Source organism: Halobacteriovorax sp. YZS-3-1 (assembly GCF_047084945.1).
Taxonomy (GTDB): Bacteria; Bdellovibrionota; Bacteriovoracia; order Bacteriovoracales; family Bacteriovoracaceae; genus Halobacteriovorax_A; species Halobacteriovorax_A vibrionivorans.
On sequence record NZ_JBKIYI010000002.1, the window covers coordinates 681110 to 706915 of the forward strand.

18 protein-coding genes are annotated in these 25806 nt (G+C 35.9%); 16 read left to right on the top strand and 2 right to left on the bottom strand.

From position 1 onward, the window contains the following. Positions 1-52 precede the first annotated feature (52 nt). The 10 genes from ACMAZI_RS13310 (at position 53) to ACMAZI_RS13355 (ending at position 16406) form a co-directional block, all read left to right on the top strand. Entirely contained in the window at positions 53-856 is an 804-nt protein-coding gene (locus ACMAZI_RS13310) for a hypothetical protein (protein ID WP_412474282.1), read from the top strand. A gap of 160 nt (positions 857-1016) precedes the next feature. Then, positions 1017-6764, top strand: coding sequence for a tail fiber domain-containing protein (locus ACMAZI_RS13315; RefSeq protein WP_412474445.1), 5748 nt, complete (start codon positions 1017-1019; stop codon positions 6762-6764). A 145-nt stretch (positions 6765-6909) separates the two neighbouring features. Then, positions 6910-7374 carry a hypothetical protein gene (locus ACMAZI_RS13320; RefSeq protein WP_115360971.1) on the top strand — a complete coding sequence of 155 codons (465 nt, stop codon included), beginning with the start codon at positions 6910-6912 and terminating at the stop codon, positions 7372-7374. A gap of 169 nt (positions 7375-7543) precedes the next feature. Further along, complete coding sequence (locus ACMAZI_RS13325) at positions 7544-7768, top strand: heavy-metal-associated domain-containing protein (RefSeq protein WP_115360969.1); 225 nt, start codon at positions 7544-7546, stop codon at positions 7766-7768. A gap of 9 nt (positions 7769-7777) precedes the next feature. Further along, a complete protein-coding gene (locus ACMAZI_RS13330; RefSeq protein ID WP_412474284.1) occupies positions 7778-9988 on the top strand; it encodes a heavy metal translocating P-type ATPase in 2211 nt (736 codons plus the stop codon). Then, positions 9985-10266, top strand: a complete 282-nt coding sequence (locus ACMAZI_RS13335; RefSeq protein ID WP_412474285.1) for a metal-sensitive transcriptional regulator — start codon at positions 9985-9987, stop codon at positions 10264-10266. The genes ACMAZI_RS13330 and ACMAZI_RS13335 overlap by 4 nt, the downstream gene beginning before the upstream one ends. An 8-nt stretch (positions 10267-10274) precedes the next feature. Beyond that, on the top strand, positions 10275-11471 hold the full coding sequence (locus ACMAZI_RS13340) for a TolC family protein (protein ID WP_412474286.1): 1197 nt from the start codon (positions 10275-10277) through the stop codon (positions 11469-11471). Then, on the top strand, positions 11464-12810 hold the full coding sequence (locus ACMAZI_RS13345; RefSeq protein WP_412474287.1) for an efflux RND transporter periplasmic adaptor subunit: 1347 nt from the start codon (positions 11464-11466) through the stop codon (positions 12808-12810). The genes ACMAZI_RS13340 and ACMAZI_RS13345 overlap by 8 nt, the downstream gene beginning before the upstream one ends. Continuing rightward, the gene (locus tag ACMAZI_RS13350) at positions 12803-15931 is read left to right on the top strand and encodes an efflux RND transporter permease subunit (protein WP_412474288.1); all 3129 of its coding nucleotides are present in this window, start codon (positions 12803-12805) and stop codon (positions 15929-15931) included. Before ACMAZI_RS13345 ends, ACMAZI_RS13350 begins: the two co-directional genes overlap by 8 nt. Beyond that, positions 15924-16406: a hypothetical protein gene (locus ACMAZI_RS13355; protein ID WP_412474289.1), complete on the top strand. Its 483-nt coding sequence runs from the start codon at positions 15924-15926 to the stop codon at positions 16404-16406. Before ACMAZI_RS13350 ends, ACMAZI_RS13355 begins: the two co-directional genes overlap by 8 nt. Here ACMAZI_RS13355 and ACMAZI_RS13360 read toward each other — a convergent pair whose 3' ends face one another. Further along, the gene (locus ACMAZI_RS13360) at positions 16407-16919 is read right to left on the bottom strand and encodes a DUF2391 family protein (RefSeq protein ID WP_115360955.1); all 513 of its coding nucleotides are present in this window, start codon (positions 16917-16919) and stop codon (positions 16407-16409) included. An 80-nt stretch (positions 16920-16999) separates the two neighbouring features. Continuing rightward, positions 17000-17884, bottom strand: coding sequence for a hypothetical protein (locus tag ACMAZI_RS13365; protein ID WP_412474290.1), 885 nt, complete (start codon positions 17882-17884; stop codon positions 17000-17002). A 187-nt stretch (positions 17885-18071) separates the two neighbouring features. Here ACMAZI_RS13365 and ACMAZI_RS13370 point away from each other — a divergent pair, with 187 nt between their 5' ends. The 6 genes from ACMAZI_RS13370 to ACMAZI_RS13395 all read left to right on the top strand — a co-directional run bounded on the left by ACMAZI_RS13370 (position 18072) and on the right by ACMAZI_RS13395 (position 25801). Beyond that, entirely contained in the window at positions 18072-18521 is a 450-nt protein-coding gene (locus ACMAZI_RS13370; RefSeq protein ID WP_412474291.1) for an ankyrin repeat domain-containing protein, read from the top strand. A 257-nt stretch (positions 18522-18778) separates the two neighbouring features. Further along, entirely contained in the window at positions 18779-19297 is a 519-nt protein-coding gene (locus ACMAZI_RS13375) for a hypothetical protein (protein WP_412474292.1), read from the top strand. Between the two features lie 65 nt (positions 19298-19362). Further along, a complete protein-coding gene (locus tag ACMAZI_RS13380; RefSeq protein ID WP_412474293.1) occupies positions 19363-20643 on the top strand; it encodes a PepSY-associated TM helix domain-containing protein in 1281 nt (426 codons plus the stop codon). Beyond that, positions 20640-21851, top strand: a complete 1212-nt coding sequence (locus ACMAZI_RS13385; protein WP_412474294.1) for a hypothetical protein — start codon at positions 20640-20642, stop codon at positions 21849-21851. Before ACMAZI_RS13380 ends, ACMAZI_RS13385 begins: the two co-directional genes overlap by 4 nt. Next, the gene (locus tag ACMAZI_RS13390) at positions 21844-24087 is read left to right on the top strand and encodes a GNAT family N-acetyltransferase (RefSeq protein WP_412474295.1); all 2244 of its coding nucleotides are present in this window, start codon (positions 21844-21846) and stop codon (positions 24085-24087) included. The genes ACMAZI_RS13385 and ACMAZI_RS13390 overlap by 8 nt, the downstream gene beginning before the upstream one ends. Continuing rightward, positions 24080-25801, top strand: coding sequence for an IucA/IucC family protein (locus ACMAZI_RS13395; protein WP_412474296.1), 1722 nt, complete (start codon positions 24080-24082; stop codon positions 25799-25801). The genes ACMAZI_RS13390 and ACMAZI_RS13395 overlap by 8 nt, the downstream gene beginning before the upstream one ends. Positions 25802-25806: the final 5 nt, after the last annotated feature.

The window sequence follows — 25806 nt, forward strand, 5'->3', positions numbered from 1 at the left end:
AAAATATTACATTCTACTCATTCTCATTATTTGGATATGTTAAGTATTCAGTATGAAGAAATTTATCCCCGTACTTGCTTTAATTATTTCCTTTAAATCTTTTGCTTCAATTGAAGTTCGTCCAAGTTGTTATCTTTCAGATAATGAAGAAATTCTCTATATGGATATGTTTCCTTGGAATCAAACAAGAGCTGAAATGGAAGAGAATTCTTGGGCAATATATAATTCTGGTAAGCGCATGGATAATCGCGTCTTTTTTGAGGATGATAAGTTTCTTATGCCATTTAAGGCAAGTGGTGGAAAAACTCAATATGCTCGTGTTCCAGAGGTCTTTATCAAGAGCTTAGTTTCACAAATTGAATACGCACTAGATAATGACTATGTGGACTTTATCAATTTCTCAGATATGGGCCATAGCCACTTCTTTATTCCAAATGAATTCTATAATGGTGAATTATCGAAATATTCATATGCAAAAGAGAAGGCAAAATTCTTTGAAACACTAATGAATGAGAAAAGTGTTCTATCTCTTTATCATACAGCAGAGCAAATGAAGTTCTTTGAAAAAAGAGGGGATGAATTTCCTCTGGCCGATCGCTATATTCAAAAAAGATTCTATACTCGAAACTTCGTGGCCAAGAATGATGGATCAAGAAACGGAAAAATTCTCTTCAATCTTGATGCTTCAGGACAGGCGACATCAACTTATCGTCCAGATGAATACCGTTATTGGGGATCTGGAATTTCTTTTAATGCCACTAAGAATGGATGCTTTTCATTTAAGAAGAATGGCCAAGTCTTTTACTTTGATATGAGTGCAGATGATGTTGGCTATAATATGCCAAATGGCTACTAGCAAATAGCAGTTATTGTTCTATTTTATTAATGTAAAATCGCACATTTAGAAGGCACAATTTTTGTCTTTTAGGCAAAGTTAACCTTGTTAACTCATTGATATTTGTTTGTTAATTAAACGACGCTATGATGACGATAAGCCACTGTAACAACAGGGGATTATGTTGCACGTAAGTCGAAAATTGACATTTTTTCTAGCACTATGTTTAAGCTTAGTATTTAGCTCAAACACTCTTGCGACAAAAATTGGTTACTCAGGTCGACTCGTTCAAGCAGATGGAACTCCAATTTCAGGAACACCTAATCTTCAATTTGATCTCTATTACTCGAACGATCTTGCAACTTCACTTGCAACGCAAACACTTAATTCAGTACCTCTTTCAAATGGAATCTACACTGTTGAGTTAGACTTTCCTTCATTGGCAACTTTAATTGCTAATACACCTGCTAGTGAAACCCTTGTAATACAAGTTCGCGATACAACAAATACGATCACATTTGATTATCAAAATATTCTAGCAACACCTCTTGCAAGTTACGCAGTAACGGCAGAGTCTATTGCAGATGCGGCCATTACACCACAAAGTTTAGACTTTGTTGCAAGTTGTGCTGATAACCAAATATTAATTAAGAATGGATCTCAATTTGATTGTATAAATCAAACGGCAGCGCTTTCAATTGATTCAACTCTTGTAAATAATGCAGGAACAATTGGGCAAGCAACTGTTGGCACGGCAGGAACTTATACTTCTGTTACAGTTGATGCTTACGGGCGTGTAACTGCTGGTTCAAATCCTACTCCAACAATTGGCTCAAGTGAGATAACAGATGATTCAATTGTGGATGCCGATATTAATTCAGCGGCCAATATCTCATGGTCAAAAATTAATGCTCCAACAATTGATAAGACTTATGTAGGCCTGCCTAATGTTTTAAACGTTGCTCAAATCCCAGCATCAGATCTTGATAACTCGGGAACTCTTGATAGTGCAACACAGGTTCCAAGTGAGCTTGCTGTAAAAGGATACATCGATACTTACGCTGACGCTAAAGTAATTAACTCAATGGCCGGAACAGAAACGACACAAGCTCCTTCTGTTGATTCAGTGAAAAATTATGTGACTGCTCAAACGGGAGCAATTACTTCTTCTCAATGGACGACTTCAGGAAGTGATATTTATTATAGCAGTGGATATATTGGAATTGGGACAACAACTCCCGCAAAACATCTTCATATAAAAGAGAGTACAAATACTCAAGCAATGCTAAGACTTGAATCAAGCCGTGATGCGGTTGGTGCTTCTACTGCTGTTGTGGAGTTCTTGGCCGCAGCATCTCCAGCACCACTCGATAAGAAACATTTTCAAATCATGAATGTAAATGGTACTGCCGAAAATATTCTATCTTTCACTTCTAATGATGATTCCATGACTAGTGCCAATAAAATTTTAAACCTAACTCATTCAGGTAACGTAGGTATTGGGAAGACAAATCCAGCTGAAAAGCTAGAAGTCGATGGTAATATTCAGGTTACAACTGGAAATGATATTTGTATTGCAGGATCAGGTTGTTTATCTAGTGCCGTAACAGGTGGCGGAGAGACGAATACTGCTTCAAGTGCTGGTGGGACTTCTCTTGTTTTAGCAAAGTCTGGAACAGATCTTCCATTTAAAGGTCTAACTTCAACGAGTGGGATTACACTTACATCAAATGCAAGTGACATTGGAATAGGGCTTGATACAGCCGTTGTTAGAAGTACAGCCTTAGCTACTCCTTTATCTGGATACACAACAGGGGCCGCTTCAAGTGTAGTTGCAACGGATAGTATTCTAGGTGCTTTTGGTAAGGTTCAAGGCCAACTTGATGCTCATGCAACTTCAATTGCAGGAAATTCTATTACAGATTCAGATGATATTACTGAAGGTGCAACAAATTTATACTTCACAGATATTCGTGCAAAAACAGCATCAGTTGTAAATTCAACAGCTGGAAGTGAAACAGATCAAGCTGCATCAGTTTCCGCTATGAAATCATACGTACTTGCTGAAACAGGTGCAATAAATGAATCACAGTGGATCACGACAGGAAGTGATATCTATTACAATACTGGAAGTGTTGGTATCGGAACTCAAACACCAACGGTTCCACTTGAAGTTACGACAACAACTGGGCCCACAAATGTTTTAGTGAAATCAAATGATGGAGCAGCTAACTTACATTTAGATCGAGCAACTAGTTCAGATCAAGCAAAAGTTCTTCTAAGCACAGCTTCAAGTGCCGATTGGAGCATTGGAATGTATGGTAATAGCTTTCAATTATACGAATTTGGCCACGGTGAAACTGGACGCCGTTTTACGATTGAAGCAGATACTGGAAATGTTGGTATTGGTATAACTTCTCCAACTCAAAAACTAACTGTTGATGGAAATATTAATGTAACAACAGGAAATGATATTTGTATTGATGGATCTGGCTGTTTATCAAGTGCTGTTTCTGGTGGCGGTGAAACAAATACTGCCTCAAGTGCCGGAGGGACTTCACTTGTTCTTCCAAAGTCTGGAACAGATCTGCCATTTAAAGGCCTAACATCGACAAGTGATATTGCACTTACGGCAAATGCCAATGATATTCAAATTGGAGTTTCAACATCTAATGGTGCAGGTGAAGTTTTAAGACTTGATGGAAGTGGGCGAGTGCCTGCATCAAATGTAATGGGGACACCATTAACTGGTTACACTGTTGGTGCAAATGCTGTTCTTGCTCCAACCGATACAATTCTTGATGCTTATGGAAAGCTTCAAGCTCAGATTAATGCTAACTACACGGCAATCACTGGCCTAAGTGATACAGATGATCTTTCCGAAGGAGTGACTAATTTATATTTTACAGATGGCCGTGCTCAAACTGCAGCAGTCGTTGATTCAACAGTAGGGAATGAGACAACTCAAGCACCTTCAGTTAGTGCTATTAAAACATATGTTGATGCTCGTGCGACTCAGTGGACGACAGCTGGTAGTGATATTTACTATAACTCTGGAAATGTAGGAATTGGAACAACAAATCCTAAGGATACATTAGATCTATCTGGCGGAGTTCTTAGATTTGATAATAATCCAACCAATCACTTCAAGGCACCTTCAGCTGAAACAACTGAGCCTTTTAGGGTTTTTGTTCAAGATGATCAGGCCAATGCAAATGTCTATGGGACAAATAATAACAGCGCTATCATCTTTGAAAATCAAGATAGTAATAATCCCGTACCAGATGACGGCTTATATTTTATCAACACAGGTAGTGATGATATTCCAAAGATTGCAATGACAATTCAAGGAAATGGTCGAGTAGGAATTGGAACAGCATCACCAACTCAGGCGCTTGATGTTTCTGGAAATATTAAAGGGGCAGCATTCTATGGTGATGGTTCAAACTTAACTGGTGTTGATTCAACATCTTCATCAAATGAAGTTGATAATGTCATCGCTGCAGATAGTGATTCAAATGGAACAGGTGTTATTAATTTTCAAACTGGTGGTACAACAAAGATGACTATTGATAATAGTGGAAATCTAGGTGTTGGAACGAGTACGCCTGAATCAGTTGCTCATATTGCTAATACAAGCGGTCGACTTATCCTAGAGTCAACTGGTGCAAATAATACTTTTGTCACTCTAAGACCAGATAGTGGATCAGCAGATCAAGTTAATTTAGGAGTTAATGATGCAACTGGAGCTTTCTCTATTGCTGGTTCTGGAGGAATTGGAGCTAATGATCTTCTAACTGTCGAAAGTTCTGGGAATGTCGGAATTGGAACAAATACTCCAGTCGGTGATTTTCAAGTTGTAGGCAATGAAGGAAATGTCGTCATTTCAGGTACAGATGGTGAAGGTGATTACTCAAATATTCAATCAAATAATCATGCAAATCTTTTAATTGGTTCTAATTTAAGAATTTCAGATACCGGTGTTGGACATGATCTCGAAGTGAGTCAAACTCATGCTACTATGTCTGGTGCTGGTATTACTATTGGTGGTAACACAACTTCTGGTGACTTTATTGACTCAGGAGTAGTCTCTATTTATTCAACAAAAGGGGCCGCTACTCAAGACGATGATTTCACGGCAGCACCAACGGCCGTTTTTAGGCATGGAAAAGTCGGGATTGGTACAACTACACCTACTGCACCATTATTTGTTGAAAGAAATATTGCTGATTACACAACAAGCTTTCCAGAGACAGTTTCTAGAGCAACAATGCTTTTAAAGACTCATGATACGGACTCTACCTTAACCTCTTTTGGGGCCTTTAGTTTAGGTGCTGGTTATCTTCAGAGAACAAATGGTGCCGGTTCAACAGCTTATGATTTCTTCTTAAATCCTTATGGAGGTAACGTCGGGATTGGAACAACAACAGGAGAAGGAAAACTCTCTGTTGGTAATTTCTACCATACTGACTCATATCAAGTAACAGCAAGTAATACGACTTTAGCTGAAGTTACGATTGGTGGGGCGTCTCTTCCAACAACTGGGGTATATTCTGTTCAACTCGTTACTCAGGGGACAGCTACAGATACAGGTGCACTTTATCTTGTTTGGTATGATGAAGGTTCTGCTACATGGAAGACTCGTCTTTCTAGTCGTAATAACGGGACTTCTAATAATCCATATGTTGTTATTGAATCTAATGTTCCTAAGATAAAAACAAGTCATACTAATGATTATAGTATTGCAGTAACAATTCGTAGTGCGTCAGGTGAAGCTAATTCTCTTCCTCATACTTGGGGTGGGCACTTTCAATGGCAAAGAGATGGAAATAGTCTCTCATACGCAGATGGACAAGTTGCAGTAGGTGGAAACCCTACTTCAGAGGCAGACTTTACTGTAAACCAATCTTTAAGACAGATGAGTTCAACAGGAGTTGGTGGATTAACTGTAATATCAGGTAATGATCAGGTCGGCCTACAGGTTTTTGATATCGATGGAAGTGCAGGAACCGGTGATGATAAAATTCCATCAGTTTATTGGGGTGATAACCCAACTGATGACCTAGCATTTACAAGATATACGAGTGGTGGAAGTTATACCGAGTATATGAGGCTTACTGGTTCAGGGTCACTAGGGATTGGAACGACAAATCCTGGAGCTGATTTACATGTTCACGGGCGAGATAGCGCTGCGGCCTATCCAACAGATACAACAGCAGGAAACCTTGTCCATAAGATAACAAATTCCAATAATGGTGTTGAAATTGGGACAAGTGGGGCCGTAAATGGAAGGCGTGCCTGGATTCTTGCAAGGCACTCTTCAACGAGTACTTATGGAGCTTATTTATCAACTCTACACCTTCAGCCAGATGTTGGAACAGATACAAATTATCATGGGGTTGCCATTGGTCTTAGTGCTGGAACGCAATTAACGGCAAATGGTGAGAGATTAGTTGTTAATGGTACTGCTGCAAAACCCGGTGGAGGTTCTTGGGCCACATATTCAGATGAGAGACTGAAGGATCTTACTGGTGAGTATAGTCACGGATTAGATGAGATCATGAATTTAAACACTGTTAAGTATCGCTATAAAGAGAATAATGCCCTTGGAATTTTAAATGAAAGAGAGCACTCTGGTTTTATTGCTCAAGATGTTCAAAAAGTAATTCCTGAAGCAGTTAGAAAGACAACTGATGACTTCTTAACTGTTGATAATGACCCAATCTTCTTGGCATTAATTAATGCAACAAAAGAGCAGCAGGAGCAAATTGAAGAAAATAAGCGTATGCAAAAGCTCATGCAAGAAGGCAACTCTCGTCGTATTTCTTCTCTTGAAGAGCAAGTGGATGCCCTAAAAGAGGAAAATGAAATTCTTAAGGCCTACCTTTGTGAAAAAGACCCTGATATGCCTCTTTGCCCGAAAAACTAGCCAAATATTATTGTAAAGAACTCTGTTTGCGATCGTGATTCTAGGTACCTAGGTGATATTCAACATCAAAATTGATTGAGCAGTAAAATAGATCTATTGATCATATGTATATATACGTATTTTCAAGTTCTCTGTGGAGGGAATTGTGATCCTTTTAAAATTGGCCATTCTTTCAATTGCTCTTCTCTATTCAACTGTCGCTCTAGCACAGGGGAAGATCTCTGATAAAGAGTTAGTGGCCACATTAAAATGTCATGAAGTTCAAAAAACAAGATGCTTAGAAGTACAAGAATATGGACAAGAGTTTGTTGGACCTCAAATTGATGAGGCTTTGAATGAAGCGCAATTTGTGGATACAACTAGGCCTACCATTCGTGAACTCGTATGTTGTGAGAAGAGTACGAGTTTAAGGGAGAGTGTGGTTGGCCATATTTTTAATGAAATGCTACCAGATCAAGTTATCATAAGTCTTTTAGGGCAAAAAGTTGTTAAACACACAAGTCCAACATCAAAAGCAAATTGTCGCAATATATCTAGTGTGAATAATGTCTATAACGACGATCGATTTGTTGGCCCTAAAATTCCCGATTATATAAAGAACTCTCAATAGAAATCCTTCCTATCTCTTATAACGAATTTACAGTAGCTTAGATAATAAGCCTCCACTTCATTGTCATTTCTTTGTCAACTTAACTTAACTTCTCTTGCTTTAGACCTCGATGAATAATATGATTAGAAAAGATACCCTATGGGGGTATATGGTTTAAAGAGAGGTACAAGTGAAAAAAGTTAAGTTTATTGTAAGTGGTATTAAATGTGGTGGTTGTGTAAGTAAAGTTGAAGGCGGACTTAAAGATATTTCAGGTATTTCAAGTGTCGATGTTGATGTTGAAAATCAGGAAGTGCTTGTAAGTGGTGAGAGTAACTTTTCAAATATGCAAATCAAGACCACTCTTTCTGGTATCGGTTTCCCTGTTTCAAGTATTAAAAAACTTCAGGCCTAGGAGAGACAAATGCAAAGTGAAAATGTGAATCAACAGGATATAAATATTAAAATCTCAGGCATGCATTGTGCTAGTTGTGCTTCTTCAATTGAGAAAGAAGTTGCAAAGATTGATGGCGTAAAGTCTAGTAGTGTTAACTACGCTGTTGAAAGTGGACACTTTGAATTTGATAATCAGGAGACCTTGAAAAAGATTGAAGATAAAATCGTCGATTTAGGTTATTCAATTCAATCTGATGTTGAAGGTGAGCAACAAGAGGATTCTAAACAGACGATTGAAAAAGATAATTTCTATAAGTTCTTATTTGGGATTATTCTGGCAATCTCTGTTTTCCTCTTTGAGATGGGACCTTTCAAATCTTGGCCTAATCAAAAAGCAAATTGGTATATCCAGCTTCTTTTGACTCTACCTGTATGGGCGTGGATTGGTCTGAAATTTCAACGATCACTTTTTCAATTCTTAACGAGTGGTCGCTCTAATATGAATACGCTCATTGGTTTAGGTACTAGTGCGGCATTTCTCTACAGTGTTTTTATTACTGTCTTTACTGGCCATGCAAGAGAGATGGGATTGACTGTAAGAGTTTATTTTGAAGCAGTAGGGTTTATCACTTCTTTTGTCTACTTAGGTCAATATTTTGAGGAAAGAGCAAAGAAGAAAACTAAAGAGGCCTTAAATGACTTATTTAAGTTATCTGCAAAGAAGGCAAATGTTTTAAGAGATGATACTTTTCAAGAAATTGATATTAGTGAAGTTGTCGTTGGAGATATCATAAGAGTTCGTCCTGGTGAGAAATTTGCTGTCGATGGCGTGATTACAAAAGGGAAAAGCTCGATTGATGAATCCATGATCTCAGGAGAGCCAATTCCTGTTAGTAAGACTGTTGATGATGATGTTTTTGCTGGAACAATAAATGACGACAATGTCGTTGAGTATAAAGCGAGTAAAGTAGGTAATGACACTTTTCTTTCTCAGATTATTAGTTTTGTAGAAGATGCTCAGTCGTCAAAGCCAGAGATACAAAAATATGCAGATCGCATAAGTAGTATTTTTACTCCTGCAGTAATACTTATTTCAATTATCACATTTATTAGTTGGTACTTCTTAGGTGGAGAACCTAAATGGGGTAATTCAATTTCAAACTTTATTGCTGTTCTTGTTATTGCATGCCCTTGTGCTCTTGGACTAGCAACTCCAACGGCCGTTGTTGTTTCAACTGGTCGCGCATCTTTAAAAGGACTTTTAATTGGTGGTGGAGAAGTAATAGAGAAGGCCGTAAAAATTGATACAATTATCTTTGATAAAACAGGAACAATAACTTTTGGAAAGCCTAGTGTTATTGATGAGGTCTACTTAGATAAGAGTAATAGAAAAGAATTACTTACTCATTTAGCTTCAATTGAGCAATTTTCGGAACATCCACTAGCTAAGGCAGTTGTTAATTTTGCTAAAGAAAGTGATATCGAGCTTTTTGAACCAGATAGCTTTGAAGTTATTAAAGGAAAGGGGCTAATCGCTGAAATCGATGATATTGAATACCATATTGGTAATGAAGCATTATTTGATGATGCGAGAATTAAAAGGGACTCTGATCTCGTTTCAAATAAAGTCGGAAGTTTTGTTTTTGTTGCTAAGAATAAAACTCACATCGCAACTTTAATTGTAGGTGATGAAATTAAGCCAAGTGCAAAAGAGGCCATTGATCATTTTAAAAATCTTGGAATCGAAACTTGGATGATTACTGGTGACAATGAACAAGTTGCAAAGAGTGTGAGTGAAGAGATCGGAATCGACCATTATATTTCTAAGGCATTACCGATTGCAAAGGCCAAACAAGTTGAAAATTTACAGTCCAAGGGGCGAAAAGTTGCAATGATTGGGGATGGAATCAATGACGCCCCAGCTTTAGCAAAAGCTGATCTATCCATGGCCATGGGAACAGGAACAGACGTTGCAATCAGTGCTTCTGATGTTACAATTGTTAAAGGCGATATAGTTAAAGCGGTTGAGTTTATTGAACTTGCTAATGGTACAATGAAAATCATTAAGCAAAATCTCTTCCTATCGATGATTTATAATACATTATTAATACCAGTAGCTGCAGGCGTTCTTGTTCCATTTGGAGGCCCTGCCATGCCACCAGTTCTTGCAAGTATTGCAATGGGACTTAGTAGTATTTCAGTTGTTACAAATAGTTTAAGAATAAGGAAGTTGATATGAGTAAACACCCAGACCATAAGGCAACACTGACTCGAGTAAATCGTATTGAAGGTCAGGTCAGAGGCATTAAGAATATGATCGAGGATGGAAAATACTGTGTTGATATTCTTACACAAATAAAATCAATTCGTAGTGCTTTGAAGGGACTAGAGTTAGTCATTTTAGAGTCTCACCTTAATAGTTGTGTGATAAATGCTCTTAAAACTGGATCCTCCAAAGAATCAGAAGAAAAGATAGATGAAATCATGGAATTACTTAAAAGATCTGCCAAGTCTTAGGAGTTTCAATGTTTAAGTATTTGATCATATTATTGAGTTGCTCAACTTTTGCTTTTACTTTCAATGAAGCAGTAGAAGAACTAAAGAATCACAATAGCCTTCAGGCCATGAAAGGAAGTGCAAAATCTTTACTAGAGAAGTCTCAAAAGCAAGCTTCATGGGGTGATCCAATGTTTAAGATTGCTGCAAAAAACCTTCCAGTGGACTCTCTTAAGTTTGATCAAACGCCAATGTCTGGACTGGAATTTGGAATCGGTCAAAAAATAGCCTTATCTAATAAATATGGAAAGGCCGGTGAAAGTCAAAGCGCACAAGCTAAATCAATTAACTATAGTGCAATGGATCTTGAGCAAGCTTTAACAAAAAATCTTTGGGCAAATCTTATTGAATATAAAAGGATTAATAACGAATTAGATATATTAAAAGAGAATTTATCTTGGATTTCTAAGATGTTGAAAGTGAGTAAGAAACTCTACTCTAATGGCCGAATTACCCAACAAGCTTTATTAGATATTCAAATAAGAAAGTCTGAAGTTGAAAGTGAAATTAGTAATAAAAACTTTGAAATAAAGCAGAATAAATCTCAGCTTAAGTATCTGGTAGGTAATAAGGCGCTAAATTTTAACTATAAATCAGTGCCATGGAAGCTTCTTGATACAAGTAAAACTGAAGGCCAGGATTTTCGCTTAAGCTCTTTAAAGGAAAATCTAAAGGCAAAAGAATATTCACTAGAACAATCAAAGCTCGCTTATATCCCTGATATTACCGTATCTGTAGGGTATACGATCAGATCTGACATTGATAATAATGGTGACTTTATTGGTGCACAAATTACATTTCCAATTCCTGTATCAGACGATAAGTCTGGTGCTAAAGGGGAAGCTGTTGCCAATCGATATGTTGCCTTTAAGCAATTAGATGATTACAAATTAAAAAAGAGTCGTGATATTGAGGTTATTAAAGACGATATTGCTAAGCTTAATGCAGAGCTGAGAATTATCTCAAGAAAGTCAGTCAACTTTGCGCAAAACTCACGTTCAATTACTTCTAAATCTTATGGATTAGGTAATAGCACTTATGTTGAGTTATTACAGAGTGAAATTAGATTACAAACAATATTACTAAAGAAGGTCGCTTTAGAGTCAAAGCTTTCAATGAGAAAGGTGGACTTAAAGTATACTCTTGGAGAATCTTTATATGAATAAGGTCTTGATTATTGTCTTTTTAGGGTTTATCTCTCTCTTTTCTTCTTGTCAGAGTAAGAAAGAAGTTGAAACAACAACGTCTCAAAAAGTTGAAACTTATTACACATGTTCAATGCACCCTCAAATAAGAGAAGACAAGCCAGGGAAATGTCCTATTTGTCATATGAACTTAACAAAAGTTGAGGTGGAACACGATCACGCCACTGATAAAGAGGCCAAGGCCGAAAAGAAACAGCTCTGGGCATGTGAGAACTTTCCTGAAGTTACAAGTGAGAAAGAAGAAGTTTGTCCTTTAGACGGAACTCCAATGGTTAAGGTGGATATAAATAAAAAAGAAGCGGCAAGTGTTGTTGCAAAAGTCAAACTTAGAAAGTCTCATCTTAATCACTTTAATCCATCTTTTTTTCCTGTAACGACAATGAAAATGACGAAGAAAATTAGACTTCTTGGACAAGTTTTAGAGTCAGAAGAAAAAGAAAGTAATATTCCGGCAAGAATAGATGGCCGAGTTGAAAAGGTATATGTGAAGTCGACTGGAAGTTTTGTAAAGGCCGGTGATCCTGTCGTTGATATCTATAGTCCAAGACTTATCACAGGTGGAGAAGAATATATTCTTGCCCGAAGTACATATTTAAAGAATAGAAGTCGTGAATTTCGAGATCTTTATCACCAAAGTCGTGAACGTCTTGAATTATGGGGAATAAAGAAAGACCAATACGAAGAATGGGCCAAAAACGGAAAAATTCCTAAGAATATCACGATTTATTCTCCTGCAACTGGTGTTGTTCAAACTAGAAATGCTACCGTAGGAAAGTACTTTAAAGAAGGTCAGGACTTTTTTAAATTATCAAACCTAAGTGATGTTTGGGTTGAGTTTGATGTCTATGAACAAGACTCTGCTCTTGTACAAATTGGACAAGAGGTGGAACTTAATTTCATTGCTCTTCCTGGAGAGACTACTACTGGTGAAATCGACTTCGTAAGTCCTGTTTTGGATTCAACGTCTCGTACATTGAAGATAAGAGCAACAATCGAGAATAAAAACGGTAAACTAAAGCCAGGTATGGTCGCAAATGCTCAGATTAGTCTTAACCTAGAAGGAAAACCTCTTGTAATACCACGTTCTGCAGTGATTGATACGGGAAAACGTAAGGTTGCGTGGGTTAAAGAATCTGATAGAAGTTTTAAATCGATAGTTATTAATACAGGTCATGAGTCAGAAGGTTATGTTGAAGTAGTATCAGGACTGAAAGAAGGTGATGAAGTTGTTATTGAGGGCAACTTCCTACTAGATGCACAAGCACAATTATTTGGTGGCTATGAGGATATGAATGATTAAGAGAATTATTGAATTATCCATTCGCAATCGAGTAGCTGTTGTTATTATTTTTATTCTAATAGGGCTACTTTCAATCTTTAGTTTGAATACTGCAAGAGTTGATGCAATTCCTGATATTGGAGAAAATCAGCAAATTGTTTTTACTGAATGGGCCGGAAGATCTCCAAAAGATATTGAAGAACAAATCACTTATCCATTAAGTATTATGTTACAAGGTATACCAGGAGTTAAGAATATACGAGGAACCTCTGCATTTGGTTTTTCTACAATATACGTAATCTTTGATGATGAAATAGACTTTTATTGGTCGAGGTCACGTGTTCTTGAAAAACTAACGTCTGCAAAGAATGAGCTTCCTACCGGTGTGTCTCCTGCAATGGGACCTGATGCAACAGGGCTTGGCCAAGTGTATATGTATACATTGGAAAATACTCCTGAGAACTCAAAACCATTATCGTTAGAGGAACTTCGTACTCTACAAGACTTCTATGTTCGATATCTGCTTCAAAGTGTAAATGGTGTAAGTGAAGTTGCAAGTATTGGTGGCTTTGTTAAAGAGTATCAAATTGATGTGGATCCAAATAAGCTCATTGCATATGATATTCATCTTACTAAAATCATTTCAGCTATTGAGAATAGTAATATTGATGTTGGGGCCGAAGTCATAGAAGATGGAGCTAGAGAGTTTATTGTTCGAGGTAAGGGATTTTTTAAATCAATTTCAGATATTGAGAATGTCGTTGTTGATGTGAAGAAAAATACTCCTATTAGAATCAAGGATATGGCCCGAGTTGGAACGGGACCGGCATTTAGACGTGGTGCCCTCGATAAGAACGGACAAGAGTCTGTTGGTGGTATCGTTACAATGCGCTTTGGAGAAAACCCTAAAGAAGTAATTGATAATGTAAAAGAAAAACTCAAAGAAGTAAGGCTAGGCCTACCTAAGGGAGTTGAGCTTAAATCATTTTATGACCGTACTGAGGTTATTGAGAGAACTATTGGAACTGTCTACAGTGCTCTAGCACAAGAGATTGTTATAACAGTAGTTATTATCCTGCTTTTTTTACTACATTTTAAATCATCTATTTTAGTTTCACTAACACTTCCTTTTGGTGTTGGAATTAGCTTTATATTAATGAAGTTATTAGGGATTGATTCAAATGTTATGAGTCTTTCAGGTCTCGTTATTGCCATTGGTTCAATGGTGGATATGGGAATTATCATGACTGAAAGTATTTACTCTTCACTTGCAGAAAAAGGAAATAAGCTCACAAAAAATGAAAGAATAGAGATTGTTGTAAGTTCTGCTAGGGAAGTTGGGCCTGCTATCTTAACTGCTGTGGCAACAACAATAATTACATTCTTACCGGTTTTCGGATTAGAAGGTAGTGAAGGGAAGCTCTTTGGTCCACTTGCATGGGCAAAAACTCTAGCAATGTTTGGATCTGTCATTGTTGCTATTATTCTCGTACCAGCATTAAGTGTTTACTTTCTAAAAGGTGATTTAAGGCCAATTGAGAAAAATCCAGTAAGTAAGAGAATAGTCTCAACATATAAACCGGTACTTGATTGGTTTCTCGATAATCGTAAAATATTTTTTATTTTTCCCGTCATCATTCTAATCCTAGGTGGCTTTGCTCTGACTCAATTAGGAAAAGAATTTATGCCTTCTTTAAATGAGGGAGAGATCCTCTATATGCCAGTAACGACAGCTGATGTTGGTATGACAAAGGCCCGTGAATTACTTGCTTATACTGATCGTGAATTAAAGAAGCACCCTCTTGTAAAAGATGCTTATGGAAAATTAGGTCGTGCTGAAACTGCGCTCGATCCAGCGCCTGTCGCTATGTTTGAAACAGTTGTTAAGCTTATTCCTGAAGATGAATGGCCTAGTGGTACTTCCATTTATGATATTATGAATGATCTCGACCAAAAGATTCAGGTTCCAGGACTTGTGAATGCATGGCTATTTCCAATAGAAAACCGTATTTCGATGATTTCCACAGGAATTAAAACACAAATTGGTGTGAAAATATTTGGTGATAATCTCGAGACTCTTGAAAAACTTGGTAATAAAATTGGACGAAAATTAGAAGAGGTGAGAGGTGCAAGTGGTGTTTACGCTCAACAGATCACTGGTAAACCTTATATTGAATTTGATATCGATCGAATCGCTGCAAGTCGTTTTGGTATAAATACTGGAACGATTAATCGAATATTACAAACTGCTATTGGTGGAATGACAATCGGTCAATTCTACGATGGAAGAAAAAGATTTCCGATTCGTGTGCGCTATAAAAAAGAACTAAGGGATCGAATTGATGAACTAAAGAAAGTTTTAGTTCCAAGTCCTCTAGGTCAACATATACCACTTGAGCAGTTGGCAAAAATTGAGATTGTGACTGGTCCTGCTATGATTCAATCTGAAGATGGAATGCTAAAGTCATTGGTATTATTAAATGTTCAAGATAGGGACCTCATAGGCTTTGTGGAAGAGGCAAAAGAAAAAATTGCTAAAGAGGTCGAGCTTCCAAAAGGATACTCTCTTTCATGGGCAGGACAATATGAAAATCAAGTTCGCTCAAATCAGAGGCTTTTGCTTTTAATTCCGTTGGCCTTACTTATCAACCTACTTATCATCTATATAGGAATTAAGAACTTAAGAAATGCAGGTATCATCTTTAGTGCAATACCTATTGCATTTGCTGGTGGCCTAATTCTTCTATGGATTGGTGGGTTTAATACTTCTGTTGCAGTTTGGGTTGGCTTTATTGCTCTTTTTGGAATTGCTGTAGATGATGGTGTTGTTCTTATGACGTATCTTCAAGAAGAGAATCGAAAAATTAATCCTAAAAACTGGGAAGAATTAAAAGAGGTCATAAGTAATGCAGGCTCACGACGTATTAGACCTCTTATTATGACAACAACTACAACTATTGTGGCCTTACTTCCAATTATGTGGTCAACGAGTACAGGTTCTGAAGTCATGAAGCCTATGGCCATTCCAACATTAGGTGGAATGTTAGTTGAATTAATTACTCTATTCATTGTTCCAATTACATACTCGTACTTTGAAGAAAGACGTATAAAAGAAATCACTCATGGAGAAGAAAATGTTTAAACTAATTACATTATTTTCAGTATTTTTTAATTTTCTAGCATTTGCAGATGTAAGAGAAAGCTTAACATCGGCACAGAAAGAAGAAGTTGTGAATGTTTTAAAGGCCAATGAGAAGCTGCACGCAAGCTTCTTTAAGTATGATGCTAAGAGTGTTGCTGACTCGGCCCAAGAGCTTAAGAATGCAATGAATAAGGTCTCACATGAAAAGATAAAGAAGTTATTGAAGTTTTCAATGACTAAGCTTGATGAAATAAAAGCTAATAAGACAAAAGATGAGAATGGACAAAATTATCATACGATCTCAATGGCACTTATCTATATTCTTAATACTTATGATGTAGGAAGCGAGTATAACGCTTATTCATGTCCTATGGTTAAGAAGAAGTGGGTACAGAATTCTTCTAAGCAAGAAAAAGTACACAACCCATACGCTGCTAATATGCCTCATTGTGGTAGTAAAGATACAAGCTTCTAATTATTTTAAATAATCAGTAACGGCAGCACCAAATATACTTGGAAAGGCGATAATTACAGTACGTTTAAATGCAAGTATATGGTCTGTCTTTACTGGAAATTTATTAATCAAAAATAAAATCATAACAACACTTAAAGTCGTAATAAAGTAGATGGCAAAAATACGCTTTAAGAACTCAATGACATTTCCCTTAAGCTTAAAACGATAAAAGTTAAAATACACAAAGAACGTTACTGTCGTAATAGATGCGGCAAATAAATAGTAAATATTTTGAAAGGGGAGAGTCTCACTAAGTGTCCAGACCTCTTCTGTGAAACACAGAGGAGAAGCAACAAGAAAGGCCCCAACAAAGATTTGGGTAATATCTCTTAAGCGCAATTCAACCATAAGAGGGTTTATTACATGTCCCATTGGTTTTCCAGAGTCATCAAGGAAAGTGACGACTTCTTTTAAGTAACCGTTGATACGTTTTATTTCTGTGTGGGTATTCTTTAATCCCTTAAATACATTCATAATTAAATTATAAGGTTAAGATAGAATTTAGGCAAAAAAAAAGGCCCGCTAAGCGGGCCTAAGTATAAACTTTAACTTGATTAAAGAATATTGATATCTGCAGAGATTGCAAAGTTTGTCTTGTCTGAGTCAAGATCATCAGCAAGGAACTGAATATTTGGATATACGTAGATATCTCTTGTTACAGAAATTCCTACACCAACTGATTGGTATTCATATGCTCTTAAGAAGTTTGAATCTTCACCTCTTGATTTTTGGTAGTTGAAGTAACCAAATACTGTTCTAAAAGAGAACATTTCATTGAATCTGTACTCTAGTTGTGGGTAGAAACCTACTGCTAGTTCAGTAAGAGCATCTTTTGGAACTACTGTTTCTGGCTCATTTCCATAGAAGTATGCACTTAATGAAACTGAAGCACCGATAGTAAGGTTAGTTCCTTCAAAGTTCTTCATCATATTGTGTGATGCACTTACAACTTGTCTAAGGTCTACATTCTTGTAAGATTCAGCTGTACCAAAAGTTACGTCTGCAGAAGTTGAAGTTTGGAAGTCACCAATTTTGTAAATTCTTGAGTAACCGATATATGGATTATCAACGTTACCTTCTGAATGTCCCCATGGGTTTAGTACAGAAAAACCTGCACCAACAGTCATACTGTCATTTTTGTTGAAACGGTATCTTCCTGAGAATGAACCACCAAAAGATGTTTTTGTTTCTGTTTCTGGATCACCGTAGATATCTGGTCTCTCTTCACCAAAGATATCATCTAGTGTACCACCGTTGTATCCCATTGATAGAGATAAAGAGTAGTCAGACTTTGAACCAGACTGTGCTCTAAGTCTTGCGTTTGTAATTTCACTATCAATGTCTTCCTTGTTTGATTCTTCTTGCGCTTGAGCAGGTGCTGCCATTGCCACTGCTAGAAGAAGCATAAGTAGCTTTGAGCTTTTAACTAAATTTCTCATTTTCACTCCATGTGTATGTTTTTAATTAGGGTACTATTGTCTAAAGAACGACGTAAAAGATCAAATAATTTCTTAACAAAACCTTGATATTCAATAAAATACGATGATGCGTTCCGCGCTAAATTTAACATAATTAAGTTTCTTCTTCCTATACAGGTGATTAAAATTTTATTTTAGGGAGATGTTAATGAGTGATAGGCGAATCTTTAAATGGGCCCAGAGAGGAAATGTTCAGGAGCTAAGCATTTTATTACTTTCTGTATCAGAGATTAATTTAGAGGTAAGAAACCAAAAAGGCCAAACACCACTTCACGTCGCTGTTGAAAATGGGCATCGTTCGTTTGCACACACATTGTTAAACTCCGGTGCAAATCCGAATTGTCTTGATCATCTTGGCAATACACCTCTTATGAAGGCCGCACAAAAAGGGGATTTGAGCCTTTTTAAATTACTGATTCAAAATGGATCTAATATTGAAATTGAAAATTCAAATAAGATGACGGCCTATGACTGGGCGCACGCTTTTCATCGCCGCAACATAATATTTTACTTGTCTTCATATGGGCATTCTAAAAAGTCGGAACTCAAAGCTTATTTCGGTGCCTTCAAACAGCTCTTCCAAGAAATTATTCGCTAGTAACTATATCAACTCATATACTGGTCACATAAAAAAGGAGGACCATATGCGAGTTCATACACTATTTACAACAATTATATTAAGCTAGAGAAGATTATAACTATCTGATTTTATGAAAAAAGGAGGTTTTAGCCTCCTTTTTTTATTTTGAGTACGTAATCATTTGTTTAGTGTTGCCGATATTTGTTTGACTTATCAAACTGGTGGCGATAATTATTCTCCATACTAACAAAAGTATTAAATTTAAGGAGAATAACATGTTTAAAAAATCACTTATTGCACTTGTTTCATTACTTTCAATTACAACTTTTGCTCAAACTGACCTAGTTCTTGAAGGTGAGAGATGGCTTGCTGCTAACAAAGGTTATGTATGTGGAGCTTACTCTGAGTATACAAATGCACCTTCATCTCACTCTGGGATGAATGTAGTATGGGGTGACCTATCGACTGATTACACACTTGATAATGTTTTAATTAAAGCAACTTTTGAAAATGCAAATGGTGTTGAATGTTCTTACTCTTCACTTCTTTTTGCTGATAACGATGCGTCAACAATCGAACTTCTTGAATCAAGAGCTTTCTCAAAAGTTGATGCCGCTGCTGACTGTTCAGAAGGTAAGGCAATCCTTGATTCTCAGCTTGAGTACAATGACTACCTATACTGGGGACACCCTCACCACGCAACACTAATGGTTCCTGCTGCTGGAGCTGCTGAAGTTTGTGGAGCTGGTGCAACACATATTGGAATCGATTTTATGGTTTATAAAAGACTATAAAAAAATCCTTGATATGAAGCAGGGCCCTTCAAAGAAATTTGATCGGCCCTGTTTTTATTTTAGATATGAGCTCATTAATTAGAAAACTTTTAAAAATACATAGAATCCTTGGCCTTGTTTTGGCCGTGAATTTCTTAATTTTAGGACTTACTGGTGTTGTGTTGGTATGGAGACACGAGCTCGCACCTGTACAAGCTGTTGAACAAAGAACGTCATTTATTTCAGAAAAATCATCTCTTTCAAAAATTGAAAATTTCATTTCCACTAAGTATGAAGGTAAGAAAGTCCTTTCTATTTTTAAAGGTGATGATGGTGATATTAATGCCAGAGTAACCGAGCCAGGTATCGAAAAGTTTAAAGGTGCCACACGTCTTAAATTTGATATGGCAGGTAATGCAATCGATAAGGAAGATGTTAAATCACAAACTTCTAATAAAGTTATCGATTTCATTCTAAAGCTTCACCGAGAACTTCTCCTAGGAGGTAAGGGGAAGATCTTAATTGGACTAATAGGGCTTTTCTTTTTAATTGCACTTTTTAGTGGTGCTCTTATTTCTAATAAATTCTACCGAAATATAAGGAATATGAATTCTCGAATTCTCTTAGGTCGCTTCCATAAGATAATTGGAGTTAAGACATGTGCTTGGCTATTGATCGTGACATTTACAGGAACAATTCTTGCTTTCAATAGTACACTGATAGGCCTCTTCTTAAGAGATAATGTTCGTGCTCAACAAGAAAATGCAAGAGTTATTGAAAATGCCACTTATGTTTCAGTTTTAGATATCTATGATGAGCTAAAAGAAAAGCTGCCACATCTTGAATATGACTTTATCTCATTTCCAGATAATGAATTTTCGGTTCCAAATCACTTTGTGATTCTAATGGAAAATGAAGAGCATCATCATGAAATTGCTTATGTTGATGCTATCACAGGAAGTTTAATTAGAACTGTTTCACTACCTTGGTATCTAGAATTACTTATTCTATCTGAACCACTACACTTTGGTGATTATGGTGGGGTGATCTTAAAGGTCATTTGGAGTATTTTAGGATTAGTCATTTCATTTATTCCAATCAGTGGAATTTATATTTTCTTATTTAGAAAACGATTACTTAGTTCTACATCAAAAATGTATGATGGCTCGACTTTAAATGATGTGAATATCTCTTTAAATGAGATCGTTTTACCAAGCGCATTTATTTTTATTATTTTCATTGTCTCCTCTGATTATAATTGGCCACTAAGTGGACTCTTTCTTATTTACTTAGGAATTTCATGGAAGGATATTCTTAGCTTTACTCTTCGTCTAAAAGATAAAGTAGTAAGGAAAGAAGTCTCATGAGTTCACAATTTCAAATTAATAATAAATTTGTTAAGGCCATCTCCTTATTATGCTTCATCTTTGGCGCTTCACAAATGATATTGTTGGGACTTCTTCCAATGATCTCAGAAGCAACAAATTTAAATATTACGACAATTATTATTTTTTATGGACTTTCAATTTTTCACTTTCTTTTGATGACAAGAGTTTGGGGAAATTTATTTAATAGTTTAAGTCCAGTTACGGTATATCGAGTGGGACTCTTTGGGATTTTCTTCTCTTATGGGTTTCTCTTACTGGCATTTCTTGTGAGTAGTCCAATCGCTGCATTTGGGCTATTCATCATATCAAGAATTATCCATGCCTCAACTGCAAGTAGCATTGTTCCATTCTCTCAATTAATTAATTTACGTTTTCACACTAAATCTAGCGATGGTGTTCTTAATACAACAATGTTCTTAAATATTGGCCGTCTTTTTGGATTAATTTTAGGTGGTGTATTCGCATTTAACTTAAGTATGAGTTTAGTGATCTTAATGGTATTCATTATTGCAGTATCTTTGAATGGATGGGAGCGAGCAGGAAAAGGAATTCTTCTTTGTGAAAAAGACTACAAAGAAGAAAGTGATGAAATAAAAGATAAGAAAGTAAGGTTTAAGCCTTTGTTTTTAATTCCTTTATTTTTTACTCTTATATCATCATTCTATAATACAGGAATTACAAAAGCTGTAAGTTCTATATTTGAAGAGGCAACAAAACAGTCGGCCACTATTTATTGGTCTTTAACTTTAGCTACACTTTGTCTTGTCCTTATTCAATTTATAATAAAAAAATATAAACTTCTTGAATCATACATTTTCATAACTTTTGGTGTTGTCTCACTCATTGCTAGCTTTTATGCATTTACACTAATTACTAGTATCACAACTCTAGTTGCTTTCATTTTATTATTTGCAATCGGAGCGGCAATCATCCCAGTTTATTATATGGGATTTATTTATGGACAATATGTCACAGATAAAAAAAGTATTGTGGCAAGTAAGATAAGTTTTTATCAAACGTTAGGTAATGCTATTGGGGCCATCTCTGCAGGGACAATAATTAAGCTTAATTTAGACGTTTATATAATTTTTATATTTTCAATTTTAACATTTTTCTCTGTTTACATGATTGTAAAAAACTCTCGCCTAAAGTTGAGTAAAGCCTATGTTGGAGTAAGTAATGATTAGCTCTAATCCAAGAATATTAGCAAATAAGTACAGTATCCGCTCTCTTATTAATTCTTTGGCACGTGATTATTCACAAGAGAATTTTATTAAGTTTTCAAATGATGCACTTATCGTTGAAGTCAATGAATTGAATTGTTTGACCTTTGAATTAGCTGCATATTCTCCGCTAGGTGGTCACCGCTATTCAGGTAAGATCTTGTTTAACAATGAGGAAGTTTCTTTTGATGAAATGCTACCCATTCTATGTGAAAGATTTAATGAAGTAGATACATCATTTATTCATAATGTTTTGAACTCTCGAAATAATATGGAACTTATTTTAAGAGAATATGAAAATAAAGACATTATAATTGATGACTATCTCTCAAGTGAACAATTGATGCTCTTAGGCCATCCGTTTCATCCATACCCAAAATGTAAAAATGGAATGAACAAAGAGGATATGAGGTTATATTCACCAGAATTTAAAAATGAGTTTAATTTAATTTGGCTTAAGTGCCATTCTTCTGTCATTTATACAAATGGTGACATTATAAATGTTCATAAGGCCATGAATGAATTGGCCAATTTTGACCTTGAAGAACTTGAAGAGGACTATATTTATATACCTATGCATCCATGGCAATGGAGTCGTTTGGCCAAAAAGAATGAAGTCGAGACCCTCTTACAAAGTGGACTTATCACAAAAATTTCACAGGGGAGAAGAAAATGGTGTGCTCTTTCATCTCTTCGATCACTATATTCAAAAGATGCTCCGTACTTAGTTAAGTATTCAATGGATGTAAAGCTCACTAATTCAATTCGTCATCTTCAGCCTGAAGAGGCCATTCGCGGTATGCAAATGGAGACTGTTTTTAAAAATGAAAAGGTCGATGAATTTAGCCAGAAATTTAAAGTCCTGTATGAGCCATTTTATGTTGCACTTAAAAATAATGATGGAAGTGCAATAATAGAATCAACGATTCAATTACGAGAGAATTTTGCAAGTGATAATTGTCTACTCTTAGCAACACTGGCCGAAGAGAATCCATATACTGGAAAGTCTCACTTAACGACGTTAGTAGAAGAAAATGCTAAAAACCTAAAACTTGAAACTGGTAATTTCTTTTTAGCTCGTAAGAATTGGTTTTCAGCTTTTCTTGAAAATGTAGTTGGAGAGTTTATTAAGCTCTCAGAGGAGCATGGAGTACTTCTAGGTGCTCATATGCAAAATATTATCTTAAGAATGAAAGATGGCCTGCCTATTGGTGCAGTCTATCGTGATTGTCAGGGAACTGGCTTCACTTCTAAGAGTGTTGAGAAGTTTGGCAAAAAATATGATTTTATTAGCAAGACTAAGGGGAATATTTTAAATCCAGATGATGTAAATAAGGTTTATACTTATTATTTAATAATAAATTCAGTTTTTAATACAATCATATCTCTCGCTAATGGAGATAAGAAAGCAGAGATCTTTCATTTAAATCAATTTAGAAATTTTATTTTTAAGGGATATAAAAAGTCATCCTTTCTTAAATTTCTCCTTGAATCAGAAACTCTTTTTCAAAAAGGAAACTTTAGATGCTGTATTAGTAATATTAATGAAAATACAATAGCTAACCCTTGGGATATTTATAACCAAATCGAAAACCCAATAGTTTCTCTTCTAAGACGACCTCGTCAATATCAAGGGACTCTTTATGAGTGCAGGACTCACTCTGGCCAAACGATATCTCTTCGTGCATTTGATTTAGATAAAGATATTGATAAATTCCATGAGTGGCATAATAAAGAGTATATCTATGAGTTTTGGGAAATGAATTTCTCAAAAGATGAATTGGCAAAATATATTCAAGGCCTTAAGTCTTCACCATTTCAATTACCAATAATTGTCGATATCAATGGCCAACAGGCAGGATATTTTGAAGTTTATTGGGCATTTGATGATCGTATTGCCCCATATTGTGATGCCAATATCTTTGATCGTGGAATTCATATCTTAATTGGTGAAGAGAAGTACTTAAGAACAAAAGCAGTTTATGAATCTATCTTTCATTTAACAAAGTTTATCTTTGAAGATGATAAGCGCACTCAAAGTATTTGGGGAGAGCCACGTGAAGATAATAAAAAGGTTTTAAAGTTAGCTGAACTACTTCCTGGCTGGTCTCATGAAGGTGTTTTCGATTTTCCTCATAAAAGATCTAATCTCTTAAAAGCTAGTCGAGAGCTTTTTTATATGGAGAATACAAATGAATAGTCATGAATTCTTTAATCTTCATAAGAAGCTTATTATAAAGGCCATTGAAGAACTTCAATATGAAGAGTTATTTGATATTGAATATAATCATAGTCATTTCTATTTAAAGATATCTGAAGAAGTTTATTATACATTTCTTGGACGTATAAGTGTTTGGGATAATCTCCAAATAGAAGAAGAGTCCTTTAGAAAATATAGTAATGGTAAAGTCGTAAAAGAGTATACATTGGCAGACTTCTTTTATGAAGTTCAAGATATTTGTAAAATGTCTGATGATACTCTTGCTCAATTTATTGAGGAAGGGAACCAGACAATTTATGGTGATCTCATTTTAAATGAGACATTAAAAAATATAAATATTGAAGAAATTGCAAAATATAACTTTAAATCTGTTGATCAAATCCTATCTGGGCATCCAAAAATCATTATGAATAAAGGACGTCTAGGATGGGGAAAGAGCGAATTAGAAAAATATGCTCCTGAGTCACGTAATAGTTATCAAGTTCATTGGTGCGCAATCGCAAAGAACAATCTTATCTGGGGCCTAGATGAGACACAATTAGCTTTTTCAACATTGTATTCAGATTCATTTGATGAGACTGAGCTTAAAGAAATCAAAGAAAAGATTGCAAGTTATGATCTCAATTTTGATGATTACTTACTCGTTCCAGTTCATCCATGGCAATGGAATAAGTATATCAGTATTCAATTTGCGCCGCTTATCTATAAAAATATAATTATCTCTCTTGGAGAGTTAGGATCAACTTATACCCCTCAAGTATCTATTCGTACTTTGTCTTCAGATACTGAGGGGAGTCAGTATGATCTAAAACTAGCGATTTCCATCCTTAATACTTCGTGTGTAAGAGGGATTCCTCAAAAATATATTAAGGATGGCCATCGTCTATCTGAAAAAATTGAAAAGATCATCGCAGACGATAATATTCTCAAAGATAAGGTAATAGTACTAAAGGAAGTCGCAGCGATTAGCTGTCCAATGCCAGAGTTTGATCGGATTTCTGGCGGATCTTATCGTTATAAAGAATTATTAGGATGTGTTTGGCGCGAAAGTGTTGAGTCAAAGTTAGGGGATAATGAAATTGCTATACCAACGGCCGCCTTATTATTTTCAAATGATAAGGGCTCCCTTGTAGCTGAGTACATTAAGCAATCAAGACTTACGTGTGAAGAATGGTTAAAACAATACTTTGAATCAGTGGTTATCCCTCTTTATCATCTTCAGGCCGAACATGGACTAGGACTAGTCGCTCATGGGCAGAATACTATTGTCATCTTAAAAAATGGAGCTCCTCAGAAGTTAATTATAAAAGACTTTCATGGCGACTTTAGAATGGCCTCAAATTCTAAGCATATAAATGAGGACTTTGGAGTCTCTCTTGATACGCTTGTCCCTGAGTATTTAATCCATGATCTTATTACAGGTCATTTTGTAACGGTTCTTCGTTACTTCTCAAGAGTTGTTGAAGAAAATTTAGATTATAAAGAAAGAGACTTCTATCACTTACTCGGTAGAGTGATCTCAAATTATCAAGCCGGTAAGAATATTAGTGAGAATATAAATTTATTAAAAGTAGAATTTGAAAAAGTATTGGTTAATTCTGTGCGATTTGTTGCTGGTTATAGTGAGACAGCGCAACGTTTAAAGCCAATGCTTGGTAATAATATAAAAAATCCCCTTTTGTCGGATAAGTAGAGGTA

What these genes read in the sequence shown, in the direction of transcription:
- ACMAZI_RS13385 (WP_412474294.1), top strand. Translation starts at nt 20,640, where the DNA reads ATGAGTTCACAATTTCAAATTAATAATAAATTTGTTAAGGCCATCTCC.
- ACMAZI_RS13380 (WP_412474293.1), top strand. Translation starts at nt 19,363, where the DNA reads ATGAGCTCATTAATTAGAAAACTTTTAAAAATACATAGAATCCTTGGC.
- ACMAZI_RS13330 (WP_412474284.1), top strand. Translation starts at nt 7,778, where the DNA reads ATGCAAAGTGAAAATGTGAATCAACAGGATATAAATATTAAAATCTCA.
- ACMAZI_RS13360 (WP_115360955.1), bottom strand. Translation starts at nt 16,919, where the DNA reads ATGAATGTATTTAAGGGATTAAAGAATACCCACACAGAAATAAAACGT.
- ACMAZI_RS13340 (WP_412474286.1), top strand. Translation starts at nt 10,275, where the DNA reads ATGTTTAAGTATTTGATCATATTATTGAGTTGCTCAACTTTTGCTTTT.
- ACMAZI_RS13355 (WP_412474289.1), top strand. Translation starts at nt 15,924, where the DNA reads ATGTTTAAACTAATTACATTATTTTCAGTATTTTTTAATTTTCTAGCA.
- ACMAZI_RS13310 (WP_412474282.1), top strand. Translation starts at nt 53, where the DNA reads ATGAAGAAATTTATCCCCGTACTTGCTTTAATTATTTCCTTTAAATCT.
- ACMAZI_RS13375 (WP_412474292.1), top strand. Translation starts at nt 18,779, where the DNA reads ATGTTTAAAAAATCACTTATTGCACTTGTTTCATTACTTTCAATTACA.
- ACMAZI_RS13315 (WP_412474445.1), top strand. Translation starts at nt 1,017, where the DNA reads ATGTTGCACGTAAGTCGAAAATTGACATTTTTTCTAGCACTATGTTTA.
- ACMAZI_RS13365 (WP_412474290.1), bottom strand. Translation starts at nt 17,884, where the DNA reads ATGAGAAATTTAGTTAAAAGCTCAAAGCTACTTATGCTTCTTCTAGCA.
- ACMAZI_RS13345 (WP_412474287.1), top strand. Translation starts at nt 11,464, where the DNA reads ATGAATAAGGTCTTGATTATTGTCTTTTTAGGGTTTATCTCTCTCTTT.
- ACMAZI_RS13370 (WP_412474291.1), top strand. Translation starts at nt 18,072, where the DNA reads ATGAGTGATAGGCGAATCTTTAAATGGGCCCAGAGAGGAAATGTTCAG.
- ACMAZI_RS13350 (WP_412474288.1), top strand. Translation starts at nt 12,803, where the DNA reads ATGATTAAGAGAATTATTGAATTATCCATTCGCAATCGAGTAGCTGTT.
- ACMAZI_RS13390 (WP_412474295.1), top strand. Translation starts at nt 21,844, where the DNA reads ATGATTAGCTCTAATCCAAGAATATTAGCAAATAAGTACAGTATCCGC.
- ACMAZI_RS13335 (WP_412474285.1), top strand. Translation starts at nt 9,985, where the DNA reads ATGAGTAAACACCCAGACCATAAGGCAACACTGACTCGAGTAAATCGT.
- ACMAZI_RS13395 (WP_412474296.1), top strand. Translation starts at nt 24,080, where the DNA reads ATGAATAGTCATGAATTCTTTAATCTTCATAAGAAGCTTATTATAAAG.